Origin of the sequence: Edwardsiella tarda ATCC 15947 = NBRC 105688, from assembly GCF_003113495.2 — a bacterium.
Taxonomy (GTDB): Bacteria; Pseudomonadota; Gammaproteobacteria; order Enterobacterales; family Enterobacteriaceae; genus Edwardsiella; species Edwardsiella tarda.
Genome location: NZ_CP084506.1, coordinates 1299968 through 1319088 on the forward strand (window position 1 = coordinate 1299968; position 19121 = coordinate 1319088).

The window sequence follows — 19121 nt, forward strand, 5'->3', positions numbered from 1 at the left end:
CTGATGACAACGCAATACGGTTTTTATATCGACTCCAGCCGTTGCACCGGGTGTAAGACCTGCGAGCTGGCCTGTAAGGATTACAAGGATCTACCGCCGGACATCAACTTCCGCCGCATCTATGAGTACGCCGGTGGCGAGTGGCATCCGGATGGCGATACCTGGCACCATGACGTGTTCGCTTACTATCTCTCCATCTCATGCAACCACTGCGACGACCCGGCCTGCGTCAAGGTATGCCCGAGCGGCGCGATGCACAAGCGCGAGGATGGCTTCGTGGTGGTGGACGAGTCGGTATGCATCGGCTGTCGCTATTGCCACATGGCCTGTCCTTACGGCGCGCCGCAATACAACGCGCAGAAGGGGCATATGACCAAATGCGACGGCTGTTATGAGCGTGTCGCGCAGGGGCTGAAGCCGATCTGTGTCGAGTCCTGCCCGCTGCGGGCATTGGACATGGGGCCGATCGAGGAGTTGCGTGCCCGCTATGGTGATCTCGCCGCCGTGGCGCCGCTGCCGGCGGCACACTACACCCGGCCGAATATCGTGCTGAAACCGAATGCCAACAGCCGCCCGGTCGGGGATACCTGCGGTTATCTGGCGAATCCGAAGGAGGTCTGAGATGGGTATGGGATGGCATGAATGGCCGTTGATGATCTTCACGGTATTAGGGCAAAGCGTCGCCGGTGCCTTTATCGTCATGGCGTTGGCGTTGTTGTGCGGTCGGCTGGAGGCGGGGCGAGTCCTGCGTATTCAGGGACGCATGTTCTTCCTGTGGCTGCTGCTGGCTATCGCTTTCGTCGCGTCGGTGATGCACCTCGGTTCGCCGCAGCGCGCCATCAATGCGCTCGATCGAGTCGGCGCTTCCGCGCTGAGTAACGAGATCCTGTGCGGCTCGTTGTTCTTCGCTGCCGGGGGGCTGTATTGGCTCCTGGCGGTGTTGAATAAGATGCCGGCGGCGCTGGGACGCCTGTGGTTGCTGGTGACCATGGCGCTGGCGTTGGTGTTCGTCTGGTCGATGACGCGCGTCTACCTGATCGACACGGTGCCGACCTGGTACACGGGTTACACCACCCTCAGCTTCTTCGTGACCATGCTGGTCGGTGGCGCGTTACTGGGCTACCTGTTGCTGCTGTCGGTCGATATGGCGCCCGGCTCACTGCGTCTGCTGCCGCCGATCGCCTGCTGTGCCGCGTTGATCGGCGTGGTGGCGGGCGGAATGCAGGGTACCGACTTGGCCGTAATCCATAGCGCCGTGCAGCAGGCTTATGCCTTGGTGCCTGATTACGCCGGGTTGTTGGCGTTGCGCAGCGTGTTGCTGGCGTTAGGCCTGGGATGCTGGTTGTACCCATTATTGCGCGGGAAGATCCCGTCGATGGGGGGGCTGATCCTGGCGCTGATCCTGGTGCTGGCGGGTGAGCTGGTGGGCCGTGGCGTGTTCTATGGTCTGCATATGACCGTTGGCGTGGCTATCGCCGGTTAATGGAGGGGGAGGGCGGCGTCTCGCTGTCGCCCTCCCGTAAGGATTGCTATGTTACAACCACAACAATTACAGGATATGGCGCTGACGGCGCGGGTGCTGGGCACCCTGTTGTACCGCACGCCGGATAGCGAACAGGCCGCGCCATTGGTGGCGGCATTGCGCCAGCCGCAAGAGGTGCTGCACTGGCCCTATGGCACCCCCGCCCAGCGCGAGCACTGCGCCGCGTTGCTGGCTGCACCGGCGGACGAGCCTCTGGCCGAGGCGTATCAGCGTCTGTTTATTGGGCCGCACGCGCTGGCGGCACCGCCCTGGGGATCGGTTTACCTGGATCGTGAAAGCGTGCTGTTTGGCGACTCGACCCTGGCGTTACGTCACTGGATGCGGGCGCAGGGGATCGACTGGCAGACGGATAGCCGCGAGCCGGAGGATCACATCGGCCTGCTGCTGTTGTTGGTGGCCTGGCTGGCCGAGGAGCAGCCGCACTGGTTGGCGCCTTTGCTGCAACAACATCTGTTGCCCTGGAGCGGCCGTTATCTGACCTTGCTGGAGCAGGCCGCCGAGCACCCCTTCTATCAAGGGATCGCGGCGTTGAGCGCGCTGACATTACGCACCTGGCAGCACCAGTTTGCTCTCGCCGATGTCGACGTGAAGTTGTATCGCTGATGAGCGAGCGGCGCGATGAGCGTTACTACCGGGCCTGGATGAGCCATCGTCACGTCAGTCGGCGCGGGTTATTGCGTGGCTTATTGGGGGGCGGGCGCGCGGTGCAACGCCAGGCGTTGCAGGCCTCTCTACAGCGCGCGCGCGGGCGGCCGCCTTATGCCTTGGCGGAGGCGGCCTTTCTGGCGAGTTGCGATGGGTGTGCGGCCTGTGTCACTGCCTGCCCCTACGGCCTGATCGCCCTGCATGAAGGGGTAGCCTGGCTGGAGGTCGACTTCTGTGGTTGCGATACGCAGCACTGTCAGGCCTGCGCCGATGCCTGCTCTCGGGGGGCATTGCTGGCGCAGCTACCCGCCGATACCGCCTGGCGCCCGCAGTTGGACAGCCATTGTCTCGGGCGCTATAGCGACTGCCGCCAGTGCCAGCTCGCCTGTCCTCAACAGGCGTTGTCGTTTGATGCACAGAGTCAGCCGCAGTTGGATGAGGCGCGCTGCGATGGCTGTGGGCTGTGCAAGCTGGCTTGCCATTCCGGCCATCTACACCTCCAGGCTGGCATCGCTCATGGGCGCGATTGAGGCTCTGTCCCGCAACCTTGCCAAGGTGAGTGTTACCAGATTGCAACATTTTTAGTTGAACAGTTAATGAACAATTGACATTTTTGTCGCAAGTGGCATGATGCGCACACTTTTCTTGTTTTTGTCGGTGCGGTCACGTTTCCATGTTCTCGCTCTCTCGTCCGGTGTTCGCTTTGCTCTGTGGGCTGTTACTGCTGACGGTCGCCATGGCACTGCTCAATACCCTGGTGCCGTTGTGGCTGGATCAACGCCATCTGGCGACGTGGCAGGTCGGCCTGGTCGGCTCCTCCTACTTCCTGGGTAACCTGGTTGGCACCTTGCTGACCGGTTGGGTCATCCTGCGTCACGGTTTCAACCAAAGCTACTACTATGCCTGCCTGCTGTTTGCCGCCTCGACGGCGGCATTGGGGATGGCCAATGGGTTTTGGGGCTGGCTATTGTGGCGTTTCCTGGCCGGTATCGGCTGCGCCATGATCTGGGTGATCGTGGAAAGCGCCTTACTGCGCAGCGGAACCAACGCGAACCGCGGCCAGTTATTGGCGGCCTATATGACCATCTACTATCTGGGCACCGTGTTGGGGCAGTTGGCGCTCGGCGCCATCGCTACCGCGTTGTTGCAGGTCATTCCTTGGACCACGGCGCTGATGGTGGTAGCGATGCTGCCACTCTGTTTCGCGCGCATCGAACGTCCCCAACCGCATGCGGGAGGGATGTCGCTCTGGCCGCTGTTGCGTCGGCGTAGCGCCCGCCTGGGGGTGAATGGCTGCGTAATCTCGGGGGCGATCCTCGGCACGCTGTATGGCTTGTTGCCGCTCTATCTGAGTCACCAGGGGATGAGTGACTCACGCATCGGCTATTGGATGGCACTGCTGGTCAGCGCCGGTATCCTCGGCCAGTGGCCGGTGGGGCGCCTGGCGGATCGTTATGGTCGCCTGCTGGTGCTGCGCGTGCAGGTGTTTGTGCTGATCCTCGGCAGCCTGGCTATGTTGGTTAGCCCACAGGGGATGGTGCCTGCGCTGTTTACCCTGGGCGCGGCCGGGTTCACCCTCTACCCGGTGGCGATGTCGTGGGCCTGTGAGCGCGCCGATCGCCATGAGTTGGTGGCGATGAATCAGGCATTATTGATGAGTTATACCCTGGGTAGTCTGGCCGGGCCAGCGGTGGTGGCGTTACTGATGCAGCGCTTTTCCGATCACTGGATGTTTGTCACCATTGCCGCCATCGCGCTGTGTTATCTGTTGATGCTGCTGCGCCGCCCCGAGGGGCACTCCGCGTTACCCGTTACCTAAAATAACACACCCCGCACCATGACGGTGCGGGGTGTCGGATTTGTGCGCGTCGCCCGGGAGGGGCGTGTCACTTAGTGCAGCAGGGTCGCCTGAATACGGGCACCCAACATGTTTTGGCTGGTTGCCTGGGTCAGCAGTTCGAAACCGTTGTTGATTTCCAACCAGTTTTCGATCTGGCCGTGCAAATCATACAGTGCCTGCTGCGTCCCGGCGGAGAGCGTGATAATCAGGGTCACTTCAGCTCCATCTGGCATGACGACCGGTTTATCACACTTGAGTACGGATGCTTCCCCCTTCTCACTGAGTACCCCATGTTGCGGTTGGGCAAATACCAGCATCACACCTTCGCGTACCATGAAATCCTGCTTGCCCCGTTTCAGTGCGTCGATGATGTGCAGCGGATAATGGGCGTTAACCTTCTTATCGCTGATCAGCGGTTGACAGGCAAGATGGATGGCATGGCGCCAGCTCAGCGGCTGGTGGCAATACTGCCAGCGTTGGTCGAGAGTTGCATCAATAGACATAAAATCCTCCGGTAACCTTGCACCTAAAAGCGTTATCCATACTGTCCCTAGTGATAACGTTATGGGGACGCTTAACGAATAGAGTGTGAAGCGTGGGTACAAGTTCAGCATTTAAAAACAGTGTTTCACGCGTAACAGATTGATTTATAACATCTAATCTCTTGCGGTGTAAAAACAGTGTATCGACTCAAGTCACAGAAGTCACTGACTAGAAGAATTTCTAATAATCGTCATTCTCTCATTACATTACTTAAATTATTGCCGCTATCTTGGTGTAATAATTCAGCAAAAAGCCGTAATGTCCGATGAATATCCTAAAAATATAGCAGGACGCATAAGATCCGCGGAGGCGGTGAGGTGAGCGGGGCAGGGTAAGGCGGCCCCGTTAGGGGCCGTGGCGATTATTTATAGATTTCGGCGGTGGCGGTCACGCTGTTACCCATGCCGGTGGTGCCTAATCCGGTGATATGGAAGTACTCTCCCCCTTGTTGCGCGGCCTTCTGGGCCAGCGCCGCGACGGCCTGATCCGGCGTCCCGTTGGGGATCTGGACACGAATGGCGCCGATGCGCTGCTGATCCATGGCCCGCTGGCTATCGATCTGGCTAGCGGCGAAGGCGGAGGTGGCGCTTAACAGTAGGGTCAAGGCGGTGGCGATGGTTACTTTTTTCATGGTGAAATCCTTATTGTCGTTACGGGTCGTTGATGAATTACAGTGCGGTGGTGAGGTTAATCAGCCACGCGGGGGAGAGGGCGATCAAGGCGCTCTCCAATTTTTTATCCAGACCGCTGAGCACCAGCAGTCCCACGCTGAGCAGGCTCCAGCCCATCAGTTTGCGTCCCCATTCACTCAGCTGTGCCAGTCTGGCGCGGCGCTGCAGGAAAAACTGGCGTGACAGCAGGCCGATGCCGATCAACGGGAGCAGGGCGCCGAGGCTGAACAGCAGCATGACACCGCCGACGGCGAAGAGGTTTTCTCCTCGACTGGCCAGGGCGATGGCGGCACCCAGCGTCGGGCCGATGCAGGGCGTCCAGACCAGACCTAACAGCAGGCCGACGATCAGTTGACCGCGGGCGGTGTTCGGCTGAAAGCGGCTCAACCAGGTCTGTCCCCGGCCGCTGAGCGCGGCACTCTGTCGGCTCATCCAGGCCTGTACTCGGCTATTCAGCAGCCATAGCGCCGCCAACAACATCAAAACCGCGGCCATGTCGCGTAGGAGACGGCCATCGAATCCTAGGCTGAAGCCCAACGAGGCGATGAACACCCCGGTCAGGGTGAAGGCCGCCGCCATGCCGAGGGCCAGAAACAGGAGCCCCCAGCGGCTGCGCGCCATCGCCGATGAGGCCACGATGGGCAGGATCGGTAGCACGCAGGGAGAGAGGGTGGTCAGTATGCCGGCCAGCAGGCTGAGCCCCAGCGTTAATAGGCTTATCTCCATGGCAACCCCTTAGTGGCGCAAGAAATCGGCGAGCGCTTGGGGTGAGGTCTCACCGATGCTACGCCGTACCTCTTGGCCGTTGCGATAGAGGATCAGGGTGCTCTGTTGGCTGACACGAAACGACTTCAACGCGGCCCTCTGGGTATCGAAGTTCAAGGTAAAGACACGCAGATCGCGCTGGGCCGGCTGGGCGAAGAGCGGTGTCAACTCACGCATCTGGCGTTTGCACACCGGACACCAGTCGGCATAGACATCGATCAGGACCGGGGCGCCGCTGGCCCGAGCCTGGTTAAAGGCGGCCTCGTCGTACTTTTCCACCGTGGCGGCCTGTACGGCCGCCGACAGTAATAGCGCGGGGAGCAGGAGCCAGGCGTTATGCATTTTCATCAGGCTTTCTCCGAGGTGGCGGCGGTTAGCACCGCGCGGTTACGTTCGACGATACTGAGACTGATGGCGAAGAAGGCCAGATCCTTAAACAGGAAGAATTCGGTGATCGGTACGCCATCCACCACCTTGAAGACCCCCGGGGTGGTAAACATAAAGCTGAGTGTGACGGCGAAGACCACGCAGGAGGCGAGTCCGGCATAGAGGCCGATGCGTGCCTGCTTCAGGCCGATCAGCAGTGCCACCCCGATCACGATCTCGGCCAGACCGATCAGGTTGGAGACGGTCTGAACGCTGAAGACGCCATATAACCAGGCCATCAAGAAGTGATGCTCGACCAGGGGTTTGATCGCCGCTGCCTCTGTCGGGGTGAATTTAAAGATCCCTAACCAAATCAGGATCAGCGCCGTCGCCAACAGGCCGATCACTTCGCCGCGGCGGCCGTGGTATTTGCATGATTTCATCGTTATCATCTTTTTGTAATGTTCAATACAATATACTATGTGTTGGATCATGTAGCGCAGTCAAGTATTTTGTAGTTATAAATACAAAAATAGAAAAACAGGGTGGTAGGATGAACGCGCAGACAACGAAGAAGGCCGGTCGACCTCAGAAGTTCGATCGGGAACAGGTGCTGGAGAAGCTGCTGCAGCTATTTTGGCTACAAGGGTATGAGGGGACGTCGATCGCGGAGATCGTTAAGTGTGCGGGCATCAATCCGCCAACGCTGTATGCCTCGTTTGGCAGCAAGGAGCAGGTGTTCGCCCTGGTGATGGAGCGCTATATCCAGCGCTACCTGAGTGAGGTGATCGCCAGCATCGAGGCCCCGGGATTATCGCCTGGCGCGCGTATCGAGCTGTTTCTGACTCGTTTCGTCGAGGTGATCACCCAGCCCGCTTACCCGCGTGGCTGCATGTTGCTGTTCGAACTGTTTACCTATCATAAGAAACCACCGGCGATCTTTGCCGGCATGAACGAGGCGGGCAAGGCGTTCTTTGCCGACTTCTGCGCGCTGGTGGCGCAGGGGATTGCCGATGGCGAACTGCAAGAGATGGGCTCGGCACAGCAGACGGCGCTGTTGATCCTCACCTTCGAGAAGGGGCTGGCGATGCAGGCTAAGGCGGGCAGCGATCGCGAGACCTTGCTGCACATCAGCCGTCAGTTTGTGCGTATGTTAAGTCGCGCGTCGAGATAACTAGACACGGCGCCCTGGGGCGCCGTGTCTTAGGCGCGCCTTAGTAGATCACCTTGTGACCATACTCTTCGAGGATACCTTTGACCCTCTCCATGATCTCGCGTGAGGGCGGTTTCACGTCGCCCAGTTGGTAAGTTTCCCCCATCGCTTCCCATTTGTGCTTGCCCAGTTCATGGTAGGGGAGTAGCTCGATCTTTTCGATATTCTTCATATCTTTGGTGAATTCACCCAGCAGACGGGCCGAGGCCTCATCGTCCGACCAACCCGGTACCACCACGTAACGGATCCAGGTCTTCTGATTGCGCTTGGCCAGATAGCGGCAAAACTCCAGCGTGCGGTGGTTAGAGACGCCGACCAGGTTCTTATGGATATCGTCGTTCATCTGCTTGAGATCGAGCATCACCAGATCGGTGACGTCCAGCAGTTCATCGACCACCGGATCATAGCGGCGCACGAAGCCGTTGGTGTCCAGGCAGGTGTGGATGCCTTCTGCCTTGCAGGCGCGGAACCAGTCGCGCACAAACTCGGCCTGGAGCATGGCCTCGCCACCGGACGCCGTCACACCGCCGCCGGAGGCATTCATAAAGTGACGATAGGTGACGGTGTCTTTCATCAGCTCTTCGACGGTCACCTCTTTACCGCCGTGGGTATCCCAGGTATCGCGGTTATGACAATACAGGCAACGCATCAGGCAGCCCTGGAAGAAGGTGATAAAGCGGATGCCTGGGCCGTCGACGGTGCCGCAGGATTCGAACGAATGGATACGACCGGTTACTGACATTGCGGGGTTATCTCCAAAATTGACTGATCAATAGCAGTCGTGAAGCCATACGGTGCGGGCGGCGTTAACGGATTACCCGCGACCGATGGTAGTAACTGTTTTGCCCGGTCTCCCGGCCTGGCTCATGACGGAGAGCGACCCGGCAAAACAGTCAAGGCTGCCGTCGTGGCGGCATGGCTCGAGTCGGTTTTCCTCCCGTGGCAGGACGCACAATAGTAAAAAGGCCCCACCGGGGTGGAGCCTTTATTTTATGCCATTTTACCCAGTCAGGGAATTACATGGACTGCGTGAAGGTACGGGTAATAACGTCCTGCTGCTGTTCTTTAGTCAGCGAGTTGAAACGGACGGCATAACCGGACACGCGGATGGTCAACTGCGGATATTTTTCCGGGTTTTCCATCGCATCCAGCAGCATTTCACGGTTCATGACGTTGACGTTCAGGTGCTGACCGCCTTCGATGGACGCTTCGTGGTGGAAGTAACCATCCATCAGACCCGCCAGGTTGGCTTTACGCACTTCGTCGTCTTTACCCAGCGCATTCGGCACGATAGAGAAGGTATAGGAGATACCATCTTTGGCGTAGGCGAACGGCAGTTTAGCGACGGAGGTCAGAGAGGCAACGGCGCCTTTCTGGTCACGGCCGTGCATCGGGTTAGCACCCGGGCCGAACGGAGCACCGGCGCGACGGCCATCCGGGGTGTTACCGGTCTTCTTGCCGTAAACCACGTTAGAGGTGATGGTCAGTACGGACTGAGTCGGGGTAGCGCCACGGTAGGTGTTCAGTTTCTGAATTTTCTTCATGAAACGTTCAACCAGGTCGCAAGCCATGTCGTCAACGCGCGGATCGTTGTTACCGAACTGCGGGTATTCGCCTTCGATGTCGAAGTCGATAGCCAGGCCGTTTTCGTCACGGATCGGCTTAACCTTGGCGTACTTGATGGCAGACAGGGAGTCGGCAGCAACGGACAGACCGGCGATACCGCAAGCCATGGTGCGGAATACGTCACGATCGTGCAGCGCCATCAGAGAGGCTTCGTAGCTGTACTTGTCGTGCATGTAGTGGATGATGTTCAGGGCGGTGACATACTGCTTAGCCAGCCAGTCCATGAAGTGATCCATGCGCTCCATCACTTCGTCGAAGTTCAGGACGTCGCCTTTGATCGGCTCAGATTTCGGACCGACCTGCATCTTCAGCTTCTCATCCACGCCGCCGTTGATGGCGTACAGCATGGTCTTAGCCAGGTTGGCGCGCGCGCCGAAGAACTGCATCTGTTTGCCGACAACCATCGGGCTAACGCAGCAGGCGATAGCGTAGTCGTCGTTGTTGAAGTCCGGACGCATCAGGTCATCGTTCTCATACTGGACAGATGAGGTATCGATGGACACTTTGGCCGCGTACTTTTTGAACGCCAACGGCAGTTTTTCAGACCACAGGATGGTCATGTTCGGTTCCGGAGACGGCCCCATGGTGTACAGGGTGTTCAGGAAACGGAAGCTGGTGCGGGTAACCAGGGTACGACCGTCCAGGCCCATACCGGCCAGGGATTCGGTTGCCCAGATCGGGTCGCCAGAGAACAGCTCATCATATTCCGGCGTACGCAGGAAGCGTACCATACGCAGTTTCATGACCAGGTGGTCGATCATTTCCTGCGCTTCTTCTTCAGTCAGTTTGCCGGCTTTCAGGTCACGTTCGATGTAGATATCCAGGAAGCTGGATACGCGGCCGAAGGACATGGCGGCACCGTTCTGAGACTTGACCGCGGCCAGGTAGCCGAAGTAGGTCCACTGCACGGCTTCGCGAGCATTGGTAGCCGGGCCGGAGATGTCGCAGCCATACTTGGCAGCCATCTCTTTGATCTGACCCAGTGCGCGATGCTGATCGGCGATCTCTTCACGCAGACGGATGGTCGCTTCCAGATCGATACCGTTTTCCAGTTTTTCCTGCAGAGAGGTGAACTGGGCAAACTTATCTTTCATCAGGTAGTCGATACCGTAAACGGCGATACGACGGTAGTCACCGATGATACGGCCACGGCCGTAGGCATCCGGCAGACCGGTCAGCACGCCGGATTTACGGCAGCGCAGGATGTCCGGGGTGTAAACGTCGAATACGCCCTGGTTGTGGGTCTTACGGTATTCGGTGAAGATCTTCTTGATCATCGGGTCCAGCTCGCGGTTGTACGCTTTGCAGGAACCTTCGACCATCTTGATGCCGCCAAACGGGATGATGGCGCGCTTCAGCGGAGCATCGGTCTGCAGACCGACGATCTGCTCGAGATCTTTGTTGATGTAACCGGCGTCGTGCGCGGTAATGGTAGAGGCGATGTTGGTATCAAAATCGACCGGCGCATGGGTGCGGTTTTCGATTTTGATGCCTTCCATGACTTTATCCCACAGGGCAGTGGTCGCAGGGGTGGCACCGGCCAGGAAGGACTCGTCGCCTTCATACGGGGTGTAGTTTTTCTGGATGAAGTCACGTACGTTGACTTCTTTCTGCCAGTCACCGCCGGTAAAACCTTCCCATGCGGCTGCTTGTTTTTCATTAAGTTCGGTCATTTAAACACCTACCTTCTAGTGTGGATTTCTTTGTAACCCGTTACTACGCGTACAACAGACGATTAATGTTTGTCGCCACCGCGCAGATAAATTACCCAGTATGTCAGACCTACCAGCAGGCCGCCGCCGAGGATATTCCCGATGGTGACCGGGATCAGGTTGGCGGTAATAAAATTACTGACTGTCAGGCTTGAAAACTGTTCTGGTGCAGCGCCGACGGCTTGCCAGAACTCCGGCGTTGCAAAATTTTTGATTACGATACCCAAAGGGATCATGAACATGTTTGCGATACTGTGCTCAAATCCGCTGGCAACGAACATCGCCACCGGTAATACCATAGCAAACATTTTATCCATCAGACTGCGGCCGGAGTAACTCATCCACACGGCCAGACAGACCATCAGGTTAGCCAGGATGCCGAGGCAGACGGCTTCGATAAAGGTGTGATGGACCTTATGATCGGCGGTCTTGAGCACGTTTAATCCCCAAGCGCCATTCGCTACCATGTACTCGCCGGCGAACCACATCAGCGCGACGAAGAACAACGCCCCGATCAAGTTGCCGAAATAGACATTCAACCAGTTTAATCCTAGCTGACGCCAGGTGACGCGCCCGCTGGCTTTAGCGACCACAATCAGTACCGTCGAGGTAAACAGATCGGCGCCACAGACGACGACCAACATCAAACCGAGAGAAAAACAGATCCCTCCGACCAGTTTGGCCAGGCCAAACGGCACAGCGGCGGTCCCTGTCGTAACGGTGATGTAAAAGGTGAAGGCAATAGAAATGAAGACGCCAGCGGTGATCGCTAAATAAAAGGTTTTTAGCGGATGCTTTGTGGCTTTATAGACACCGGCATCTTCGGCCACTTTGGCCATGGCTGCGGGTAGAAGTAGGTCAAAGGGGTTGTCAGCTTTCACACTAACTCTCTCTTAAGATTAATCAGCGCCGAGATACTAACAAAGCAGTATACGGTAAAAATTGACATGGATCATGTCTAGCGGCAGTGGGCGTAGTAAAAACACCCCAAAAACAGAGGCTTAATGGCAAAACCCATTGAAATAAAAAGGGAAAATTTTTTTTAATTTTTACGCGATGAGTTGAAAAAAACGCGTATCACGGGAGAGAGAAAAGCATCAATATCGTTATAGAGGTAATCCCAGCGTGTAATGATTGTTTTTATTGTTTCAATATCGCATCGAATGTAATTTTACTGTTAATTCTGACACCAGTGATGTCGCGATGCCGTCTAGGATAGGGAGCTTGCCGTGCGCTGTAAACCCGCCCCCACGGGTCGCGGGGGCGGTGACTGTATATTAGGCTTGCCAGAAACGGCGTTTAGCCTGTTGCAGCTTTTCGTAGGCGGCCAGCATGGCGCGATGAGCCGGTAGGCTGGCGAAGTCGTCATCGATTGCCGTGAGGCCGTAGAAGCGCAGCTCGCCATTCAGGCTGGCCAGGGCGATCTCCAGCGTCTGCTCGCCATACATGCGACGGAAGGCATCCATATATTGGTCGGGATCGCGATCCTCCTCCATGGCCAGTAGCAGCAGGGTATGCAGGCAGCGGTAGAAGGCGGCGCGTTGCTCGCTGAAGACTGAGGCGTTGAATTCCTGGGTCCACTCCGTCCAGGTCAGCGCCTGTTCCAGATCGCCACCGGCCAGTGCCAGTAAGGCCTTTAGCTCGCCGATGCGTAAGGTATGCCAGGCGCTGTCGCTGTCGCAGACGATGCCCAGCAGTTCGCGCACCCGCGTGAAGTCGTCTAGCCCTTCCTCATCCAGGCGAGCCAGCAATGCCAAGTAGCGATCCTCGTCCCACTCGCTCGCTGGCAGTTGCAGCAGGGTCGTGCGCAGACCGGCGCCCATGTTGTTGTTGGCCAACAGTAAATCTTCCGCCGGGTAGATGTCGGACATGCCCGGTGCCAGGATACGGCAGGCATAGACGCCCAGATGTTGGTAATCGGCGATGTAGACCTCTTGCCCTTCGTGGGCGAACAGCGCCATCAGCGTGGCGAACTCTTGCTCGCTGCTGCCGCTGAAGTTCCAGTCGACGAAGGAGTAATCGGCATCGGACTTGAACAGATCCCAAGAGATGCTGCCGCTGGAGTCGATGAAGTGAGTCTCCAGGTTGGTGTGATCGGCCACCTCTTCATCGTCGAAGGTCGGTGCGGCGAACACATCCAGATCCTTCAGGCTGCGGCCCTGCAGCAGCTCGGTGACGGTACGCTCCAGCGCCACGCCGAAGTCGGGGTGGGCGCCGAAGGAGGCGAAGCAGGTGCCGTTAGCCGGGTTGAACAACACCACACAGATCACCGGATAACGGCCACCCAGTGAGGCGTCGTAGGCCAGAATCGGGAAACCTTCGCGCTCCAGGGTGGCGATCGCCTCGACCACCTGGGGGTAGCGCGCCAGTACCGTGTCGGGGATGGCCGGTAGGCTGATGGCCTCGGCGATGATGCGGTTCTTCACGTAGCGCTCGAAGATCTCGGAGAGTGCCTGCACGCGCGCTTCATTCGGGGTGTTGCCCGCCGACATGCCGTTGGAGACATACAGGTTGCCAATGATATTGACCGGAATGTAGACCGTGGCCCCGTCGGATTGGCGGATAAAGGGCAGGGCGCAGATGCCGCGCTCGGCGTTTGCCGATTGCAGATCGATCAGATCGCTGGCGGCCAGATCGCCGGCCGGATCGTAGAAGGCGCGCAGATCGTTATCCAGTAGCCCGGCGGGCAGGGTGGCGTCCGCTGGTAGGGGGAACCAGCGTTCGTTCGGGTAGTGGACGAAGTCGCCGTTAGCGATGTGCTTGCCAAGGTAAAAGTCGGCAAAGAAGTAGTTGGTCGACAAGCGCTCAAAGTACTCACCCAGCGCCGAGGCCAGCGCCGCCTTCTGGCTGGCACCCTTACCATTGGTAAAACATTGTGGGCAATCGCGGTCGCGGATGTGTACCGACCAGACGTGTGGAACCGGATTTAGCCAGCTGGCCTCTTCTATATTAAAGCCGAGCGCCTGGAGCTGTTGCTGAAAGCGGCTGATCGAATCTTCCAGCGCGGCGTCTTTGCCGGGGATAAAAGTCTGTGTCATTTATGTCACTTTGTGCGGTAGTCAAAAGCGCATGATACGTTTTTTTAGCCTATTCCTCCACGTATTCCCTATGTCTGCCTGATGTCACATTTTTAGTATGGATAAAATAGATAATTCATGCAGTTAACATAAGGAGAGTAGGGATGAAGTTAGTCAAGGTTAGCCTGTTGGCATTATTGGTTTCCGGTTTTAGTGGCGCCGCGCTGGCGTTGCCGAGCATCACGGTGCTGGCGACGGGCGGAACGATCGCCGGCGGCGGCGACTCGGCCACCCAATCCAACTACACGGCCGGTAAGGTCGGCGTAGAGGCGTTGGTCGATGCGGTACCGCAGCTGAAAAAAATCGCCGACATTAAAGGTGAACAACTGGTCAACATCGGTTCCCAGGACATGAATGACCAGGTTTGGCTGAAGCTGGCGAAGAAGATCAACGCCGAGTGCAGCAAGACCGATGGCTTCGTCATCACTCACGGCACCGATACCATGGAAGAGACCGCCTATTTCCTTGATCTGACGGTGAAGTGTGATAAGCCGGTCGTATTGGTTGGCGCGATGCGTCCCTCTACGGCGATGAGCGCCGATGGCCCGTTTAACCTGTATAACGCGGTGATCACAGCTGCCGATCCGGCTTCGGCCAATCGCGGTGTGCTGGTGGCGATGAACGATACGGTGCTGGATGCGCGTGATGTCACCAAGACCAACACCACGGGCGTCGAGACCTTCAAGTCCGTCAACTATGGCCCGTTGGGTTATATCCATAACGGTAAGATCGACTACCAACGTGCGCCGGAACGCAAGCATACCACCCAGACCCCCTTCGATGTCAGTAAGCTGACCTCGCTGCCGAAAGTCGGTATCGTCTATAACTATGCTAACGCCAGCGCCCTGCCGGTCGAAGCCTTGGTGAAGGATGGTTATCAAGGGATCGTCAGTGCGGGTGTCGGCAACGGCAATATGTATAAGACGGTATTCGATGCGTTGGCAAACGCCGCGCATGATGGCGTCGCGGTTGTCCGCTCCTCTCGCGTACCGAGCGGTGCCACGACACAAGACGCTGAAGTTGATGACGCCAAGTATGGCTTTATCGCTTCCGGTACCTTGAACCCGCAGAAGGCGCGTATCCTGCTGCAACTGGCGCTGACGGAGACCAAGAATCCGCAACAGATCCAGAAGATCTTTAATACCTACTGATCGATCGTCGCGATCGTCAGCGACGCGGGGGAGTCGCTTTCCCCCGTCGTCGCCTTCACGGCCCGGTATCGTCCTGATGCCGGGCCGTTAGCCCGCATGTTATCCCCTTTTTGACTATCCTTTATGAATGGGTCGCTCGTCGCGAGAGCGATGAGGGCGGGGCGTGTTTGGGGCCATCGCCGGCGGCGTGATGGGCACAGCGGGTGATAACCGTTGCGGCCTGTGTCCTGCGGTGATACAACCAATTATCTGTTAACGAAACACCTGCGGGTGAACTTGAGCGAGAGCGGTGAGGGAGATGACACAGGTTTATAATTTCAGCGCCGGGCCAGCAATGCTGCCGGTAGAGGTGTTGCGCCGGGCCGAACAAGAGCTGTGCAACTGGCATGGACTGGGAACCTCGGTAATGGAGATCAGCCACCGGAGCAAGGCGTTTATGCAGGTGGCGGAAGAGGCCGAACAGGATCTGCGTGACTTGCTGAAGGTCCCGGCGGATTACCGCATCCTGTTCTGTCACGGTGGCGCGCGCGGGCAGTTCGCCGCAGTACCGCTTAACCTGCTAGGCGCCGAGCGTACGGCGCGGGCGGAGTATGTCGTCGGGGGCTACTGGGCGCAGAGTGCGGCGAAAGAGGCGAGCAAGTACTGCGATCCCTATATACAGGACATCGCTTGCCGGGTCGATGGCAAGCTGGCGATGAAACCGATGGCGGAGTGGACGCTACAGAATGACAGCGCCTACCTGCACTATTGCCCGAACGAAACCATCGATGGCGTGGTCATCGATGAGGAGCCGGATTTCGGTGACCGGGTGGTCGTGGCCGACATGTCCTCGGTGATCCTCTCTCATCCCATCGATGTCAGCCGTTACGGCTTGATTTACGCCGGGGCGCAGAAGAACGTGGGTCCGGCGGGGATTACCCTGGTTATCGTGCGCGAAGATCTGTTAGGGCGCGCGCGGCGTGAGGTGCCATCGATCCTCGACTACCAGGTGTTGGTGGAGAATGACTCGATGTACAACACGCCACCGACCTTTGCCTGGTATCTCTCCGGCATGGTGTTCAAGTGGCTTAAGGAGCAGGGCGGGCTGGGTGAGATGGCGCGTCGCAATCAGGCCAAGGCCGATCTGCTGTATCGTGCCATCGACGGCAGCGATTTCTACCGCAACGATGTGGCCGCGGCGAACCGTTCACGCATGAATGTGCCGTTTCAGATGGCCGACAGTGCCCTGGGCCCGTTATTCTGGGATGAGGCACAGCAGGCCGGTCTGCACGCCCTTAAGGGGCACAAGGTGGCCGGTGGGATGCGCGCCTCCATCTATAATGCGATGCCATTAGCCGGCGTGCAGGCCTTGGTCGACTTTATGGCCGACTTTGCCCGTCGTCACGGTTAATGTCGTGGCGCGTAGGCTGACCTACGCCTCTACTAACCCCGCCTGGCGGGGTTTTTTTATGCCGGTGTTTTTAGATGACAGTCGGCGCTAAACACGGTACAAAAATAACCTAACTACGTTACTGTGCGCGGCCATGATGGCGGCGCCGTTTTTCCTCCAGGAGTGATTTAGCATGCCGTCCGCCCTGACCTTGAATCCTATCCGCCGCTTCGCCGGCGAGATCAACCTCCCCGGCTCGAAGAGCGTCTCCAATCGCGCCTTGTTGCTGGCGGCACAGGCCCGAGGCGTGACCCGGCTACATAACCTGCTCGATAGCGATGATGTGCGCTATATGCTCGATGCCCTGAAGGCATTAGGGGTGCGTTATCAACTCTCCGACTGTCGTACCCGCTGCGAGGTGCAGGGCGTCGATGGGGCGCTGCCGGTCGCCGGCGTGCTGTCGTTGTTCCTCGGTAATGCGGGCACGGCGATGCGCCCACTGGCGGCGGCGCTCAGCCTGGGGCGGCGCGAGGTGATCCTGACCGGTGAGCCCCGGATGAAGGAGCGGCCTATCGCCCATCTGGTGACGGCGCTGCGTCAGGGAGGGGCGCAGATCGACTACCTGGAGGCGGAGGGCTACCCGCCGTTACGTCTACGCGGCGGCTTCGTCGGCGGTCAGATCGCGGTCGACGGATCGGTCTCCAGCCAGTTTCTGACCGCGTTGCTGATGGCGGCGCCGTTAGCGGAGCAGGATACCGTGATCACCATCCTGGGGGACTTGGTCTCTAAGCCCTATATCGATATTACGCTGGCGATGATGCGCGCCTTCGGCGTCACGGTCGAGAATCAGGCCTATCAGCGTTTCGTGGTTCGAGGCCGACAATCTTATCAGGCCGCAGGCGATTACCTGGTGGAGGGGGACGCGTCGTCCGCCTCCTACTTCCTGGCCGGCGCGGCGATCGCCGGCGGTACGGTGCGGGTGACGGGGATCGGACGTCACAGTATGCAGGGCGACATTCACTTCGCCGACGTATTAGAAAGGATGGGGGCCCATATCGAATGGGGCGACGACTACATCGCCTGCAGCCGTGATCGCTTGCATGGTATCGACATGGACATGAACACCATCCCCGATGCGGCGATGACCATCGCCACCACCGCGCTGTTCGCCGAGGGGCCGACGACCCTGCGCAACATCGCGAACTGGCGGGTGAAGGAGACCGATCGTCTGGCGGCGATGGCCTGCGAGCTACGCAAGGTGGGGGCACAGGTGGAAGAGGGGGCGGACTTCCTCCGCATTGAACCACCGGCGCAGTTGCAGGCGGCGCAGATCGCCACCTATAACGATCATCGTATGGCGATGTGTTTTTCGCTGGTGGCGCTCTCCGATACGCCGGTCACCATTTGCGATCCGGGCTGTACCGCGAAGACCTTCCCCGACTATTTCGCTCAGTTCGCCGCCTTGAGCCACCCCCGCGACTAGCGGGAAGGTGACACATTTTTTCTCCTGAGCCAGCCGCTTATCGCGTTGGCTTTTTCACGTCTGGTCGCGGAGCGCAACCGTTTGGTCGTGTCGCGTCGGTTGCGCCGCGACGCCAGTTTTTCCCGCAATCGCCGCCGTCGAGGGTAACAGTTCGCCCGGCGTCAGCGTATAATGCGCCCCGCACCTTGGCCGTGGGCCGAGTGTGTTGCGGGATGGGGGCGGTGTCGCGCGTTATCATCCCCCAATACGCTTTCCCCGGTTGGTGTAACTGGGGTTTCCAATTGAGAGGAGACAAGAATGACGGCGATAGTTCCGGTCATTACCGTAGATGGGCCAAGCGGCGCGGGTAAAGGGACGCTATGTAAGGCGTTGGCGCAGGCCTTTGGCTGGCATTTACTCGACTCCGGTGCGATTTATCGCGTGCTGGCGCTGGCGGCGCTGCATCATCAGGTCGATATCGATTCAGAAGAGGCGCTGGTGCCGCTGGCGGCACACTTGGATGTGCGTTTCGATGCCAGCCACGGGGACCTGCGGGTGGTGTTGGAGGGGGAGGATGTCAGCACGGCGATCCGTACCGAAACCGTCGGCAATACCGCGTCGCGGGCCGCCGCCTTCCCGCGGGTGCGTGAGGCGTTGTTGCGCCGTCAACGCGCCTTCCGTGAGGCTCCGGGCTTGATCGCCGATGGCCGCGACATGGGCACGGTGGTGTTCCCCGATGCGCCGGTCAAGATCTTCCTGGACGCCAGCGCCGAAGAACGCGCCCAGCGTCGCATGTTGCAGTTGCAGCAGAAGGGCTTTGATGTTAACTTTGAAAGTCTTTTAGCTGAAATTAAAGAGCGTGATTTCCGCGATCGTAACCGTGCCGTCGCCCCCTTGGTGCCCGCCGCGGATGCGCTGTTGCTCGACTCGACGATGATGTCGATCGATGAGGTGATCACGCAGGCATTGGCCTATGCGCGCCAGCATCTGGCGTAAGCAGGCATTCACGGCGATCCGGCGTTGCCGGCGGCAAGGATGGCCATCGGGAGAATTTTACCCGCTGTCTATTGTTGTTATTGATAAATTGTTCGTTTAGCTGTGAAAAACGTTGTATAATTAGTACCCCTCGTCGCGATGG

At 58.4% G+C, this 19121-nt stretch carries 19 protein-coding genes; 10 read left to right on the forward strand and 9 right to left on the reverse strand.

Features of this window, described 5'->3' with window-relative positions; genetic code table 11:
• The first annotated feature begins 3 nt into the window (after positions 1–3).
• The 5 genes from DCL27_RS06000 (at position 4) to DCL27_RS06020 (ending at position 4007) form a co-directional block, all read left to right on the forward strand.
• Positions 4–621 carry a DMSO/selenate family reductase complex B subunit gene (locus DCL27_RS06000; protein ID WP_005296960.1) on the forward strand — a complete coding sequence of 206 codons (618 nt, stop codon included), beginning with the start codon at positions 4–6 and terminating at the stop codon, positions 619–621.
• Between the two features lies 1 nt (position 622).
• Positions 623–1483, forward strand: coding sequence for a DmsC/YnfH family molybdoenzyme membrane anchor subunit (locus DCL27_RS06005; protein ID WP_005287580.1), 861 nt, complete (start codon positions 623–625; stop codon positions 1481–1483).
• 48 nt (positions 1484–1531) lie between these two features.
• Positions 1532–2146 carry a Tat proofreading chaperone DmsD gene (gene dmsD, locus DCL27_RS06010; protein ID WP_035599200.1) on the forward strand — a complete coding sequence of 205 codons (615 nt, stop codon included), beginning with the start codon at positions 1532–1534 and terminating at the stop codon, positions 2144–2146.
• Complete coding sequence (locus DCL27_RS06015) at positions 2146–2718, forward strand: 4Fe-4S dicluster domain-containing protein (RefSeq protein WP_035599202.1); 573 nt, start codon at positions 2146–2148, stop codon at positions 2716–2718. Before dmsD ends, DCL27_RS06015 begins: the two co-directional genes overlap by 1 nt.
• A 143-nt stretch (positions 2719–2861) precedes the next feature.
• Complete coding sequence (locus DCL27_RS06020; RefSeq protein ID WP_005287571.1) at positions 2862–4007, forward strand: MFS transporter; 1146 nt, start codon at positions 2862–2864, stop codon at positions 4005–4007.
• Positions 4008–4078: 71 nt separating this feature from the next.
• Here the strand turns inward: DCL27_RS06020 and DCL27_RS06025 are convergent, their stop codons facing one another.
• The 5 genes from DCL27_RS06025 to DCL27_RS06045 all read right to left on the reverse strand — a co-directional run bounded on the left by DCL27_RS06025 (position 4079) and on the right by DCL27_RS06045 (position 6816).
• Complete coding sequence (locus tag DCL27_RS06025; protein ID WP_005287569.1) at positions 4079–4531, reverse strand: PTS sugar transporter subunit IIA; 453 nt, start codon at positions 4529–4531, stop codon at positions 4079–4081.
• Positions 4532–4932: 401 nt separating this feature from the next.
• Positions 4933–5202 (reverse strand): YdgH/BhsA/McbA-like domain containing protein, encoded by a 270-nt coding sequence (locus tag DCL27_RS06030; RefSeq protein ID WP_035599205.1) that lies wholly within the window; start codon positions 5200–5202, stop codon positions 4933–4935.
• Between the two features lie 37 nt (positions 5203–5239).
• Complete coding sequence (locus DCL27_RS06035) at positions 5240–5968, reverse strand: cytochrome c biogenesis CcdA family protein (RefSeq protein WP_035599208.1); 729 nt, start codon at positions 5966–5968, stop codon at positions 5240–5242.
• A 9-nt stretch (positions 5969–5977) separates the two neighbouring features.
• Positions 5978–6355 carry a thioredoxin family protein gene (locus tag DCL27_RS06040; RefSeq protein WP_005287556.1) on the reverse strand — a complete coding sequence of 126 codons (378 nt, stop codon included), beginning with the start codon at positions 6353–6355 and terminating at the stop codon, positions 5978–5980.
• A complete protein-coding gene (locus DCL27_RS06045; RefSeq protein ID WP_005296969.1) occupies positions 6355–6816 on the reverse strand; it encodes a DUF417 family protein in 462 nt (153 codons plus the stop codon). Before DCL27_RS06045 ends, DCL27_RS06040 begins: the two co-directional genes overlap by 1 nt.
• Before the next feature lie 110 nt (positions 6817–6926).
• On the opposite strand from DCL27_RS06045, the gene DCL27_RS06050 reads away from it, so the two are divergent.
• Positions 6927–7547, forward strand: a complete 621-nt coding sequence (locus DCL27_RS06050) for a TetR/AcrR family transcriptional regulator (protein ID WP_005287549.1) — start codon at positions 6927–6929, stop codon at positions 7545–7547.
• Positions 7548–7587: 40 nt separating this feature from the next.
• Here the strand turns inward: DCL27_RS06050 and pflA are convergent, their stop codons facing one another.
• From pflA to ycaO, 4 genes are all read right to left on the reverse strand, one after another.
• Entirely contained in the window at positions 7588–8328 is a 741-nt protein-coding gene (gene pflA / locus DCL27_RS06055; protein WP_005287546.1) for a pyruvate formate lyase 1-activating protein, read from the reverse strand.
• Positions 8329–8602: 274 nt separating this feature from the next.
• Positions 8603–10885, reverse strand: a complete 2283-nt coding sequence (gene pflB, locus DCL27_RS06060; RefSeq protein ID WP_005287541.1) for a formate C-acetyltransferase — start codon at positions 10883–10885, stop codon at positions 8603–8605.
• Positions 10886–10947: 62 nt separating this feature from the next.
• Positions 10948–11805 carry a formate transporter FocA gene (gene focA / locus DCL27_RS06065; protein WP_005287539.1) on the reverse strand — a complete coding sequence of 286 codons (858 nt, stop codon included), beginning with the start codon at positions 11803–11805 and terminating at the stop codon, positions 10948–10950.
• 396 nt (positions 11806–12201) lie between these two features.
• A complete protein-coding gene (gene ycaO, locus DCL27_RS06070) occupies positions 12202–13962 on the reverse strand; it encodes a 30S ribosomal protein S12 methylthiotransferase accessory factor YcaO (protein ID WP_035599212.1) in 1761 nt (586 codons plus the stop codon).
• Positions 13963–14105: 143 nt separating this feature from the next.
• On the opposite strand from ycaO, the gene ansB reads away from it, so the two are divergent.
• The 4 genes from ansB (at position 14106) to cmk (ending at position 18979) form a co-directional block, all read left to right on the forward strand.
• A complete protein-coding gene (ansB, locus tag DCL27_RS06075) occupies positions 14106–15152 on the forward strand; it encodes an L-asparaginase 2 (protein WP_005287532.1) in 1047 nt (348 codons plus the stop codon).
• Positions 15153–15450: 298 nt separating this feature from the next.
• Complete coding sequence (serC, locus tag DCL27_RS06080) at positions 15451–16542, forward strand: 3-phosphoserine/phosphohydroxythreonine transaminase (RefSeq protein ID WP_228594487.1); 1092 nt, start codon at positions 15451–15453, stop codon at positions 16540–16542.
• A gap of 172 nt (positions 16543–16714) precedes the next feature.
• Entirely contained in the window at positions 16715–18004 is a 1290-nt protein-coding gene (gene aroA, locus DCL27_RS06085; RefSeq protein WP_005287526.1) for a 3-phosphoshikimate 1-carboxyvinyltransferase, read from the forward strand.
• A gap of 297 nt (positions 18005–18301) precedes the next feature.
• Positions 18302–18979 (forward strand): (d)CMP kinase, encoded by a 678-nt coding sequence (cmk, locus tag DCL27_RS06090; protein ID WP_005287520.1) that lies wholly within the window; start codon positions 18302–18304, stop codon positions 18977–18979.
• Positions 18980–19121: the final 142 nt, after the last annotated feature.

Bases quoted from the DNA above. Each gene is read 5' to 3' on its own strand.
- DCL27_RS06000 (WP_005296960.1), top strand. From the start codon at position 4: ATGACAACGCAATACGGTTTTTATATCGACTCCAGCCGTTGCACCGGG.
- DCL27_RS06005 (WP_005287580.1), top strand. From the start codon at position 623: ATGGGTATGGGATGGCATGAATGGCCGTTGATGATCTTCACGGTATTA.
- dmsD (WP_035599200.1), top strand. From the start codon at position 1,532: ATGTTACAACCACAACAATTACAGGATATGGCGCTGACGGCGCGGGTG.
- DCL27_RS06015 (WP_035599202.1), top strand. From the start codon at position 2,146: ATGAGCGAGCGGCGCGATGAGCGTTACTACCGGGCCTGGATGAGCCAT.
- DCL27_RS06020 (WP_005287571.1), top strand. From the start codon at position 2,862: ATGTTCTCGCTCTCTCGTCCGGTGTTCGCTTTGCTCTGTGGGCTGTTA.
- DCL27_RS06025 (WP_005287569.1), bottom strand. From the start codon at position 4,531: ATGTCTATTGATGCAACTCTCGACCAACGCTGGCAGTATTGCCACCAG.
- DCL27_RS06030 (WP_035599205.1), bottom strand. From the start codon at position 5,202: ATGAAAAAAGTAACCATCGCCACCGCCTTGACCCTACTGTTAAGCGCC.
- DCL27_RS06035 (WP_035599208.1), bottom strand. From the start codon at position 5,968: ATGGAGATAAGCCTATTAACGCTGGGGCTCAGCCTGCTGGCCGGCATA.
- DCL27_RS06040 (WP_005287556.1), bottom strand. From the start codon at position 6,355: ATGAAAATGCATAACGCCTGGCTCCTGCTCCCCGCGCTATTACTGTCG.
- DCL27_RS06045 (WP_005296969.1), bottom strand. From the start codon at position 6,816: ATGAAATCATGCAAATACCACGGCCGCCGCGGCGAAGTGATCGGCCTG.
- DCL27_RS06050 (WP_005287549.1), top strand. From the start codon at position 6,927: ATGAACGCGCAGACAACGAAGAAGGCCGGTCGACCTCAGAAGTTCGAT.
- pflA (WP_005287546.1), bottom strand. From the start codon at position 8,328: ATGTCAGTAACCGGTCGTATCCATTCGTTCGAATCCTGCGGCACCGTC.
- pflB (WP_005287541.1), bottom strand. From the start codon at position 10,885: ATGACCGAACTTAATGAAAAACAAGCAGCCGCATGGGAAGGTTTTACC.
- ycaO (WP_035599212.1), bottom strand. From the start codon at position 13,962: ATGACACAGACTTTTATCCCCGGCAAAGACGCCGCGCTGGAAGATTCG.
- ansB (WP_005287532.1), top strand. From the start codon at position 14,106: ATGAAGTTAGTCAAGGTTAGCCTGTTGGCATTATTGGTTTCCGGTTTT.
- serC (WP_228594487.1), top strand. From the start codon at position 15,451: ATGACACAGGTTTATAATTTCAGCGCCGGGCCAGCAATGCTGCCGGTA.
- aroA (WP_005287526.1), top strand. From the start codon at position 16,715: ATGCCGTCCGCCCTGACCTTGAATCCTATCCGCCGCTTCGCCGGCGAG.
- cmk (WP_005287520.1), top strand. From the start codon at position 18,302: ATGACGGCGATAGTTCCGGTCATTACCGTAGATGGGCCAAGCGGCGCG.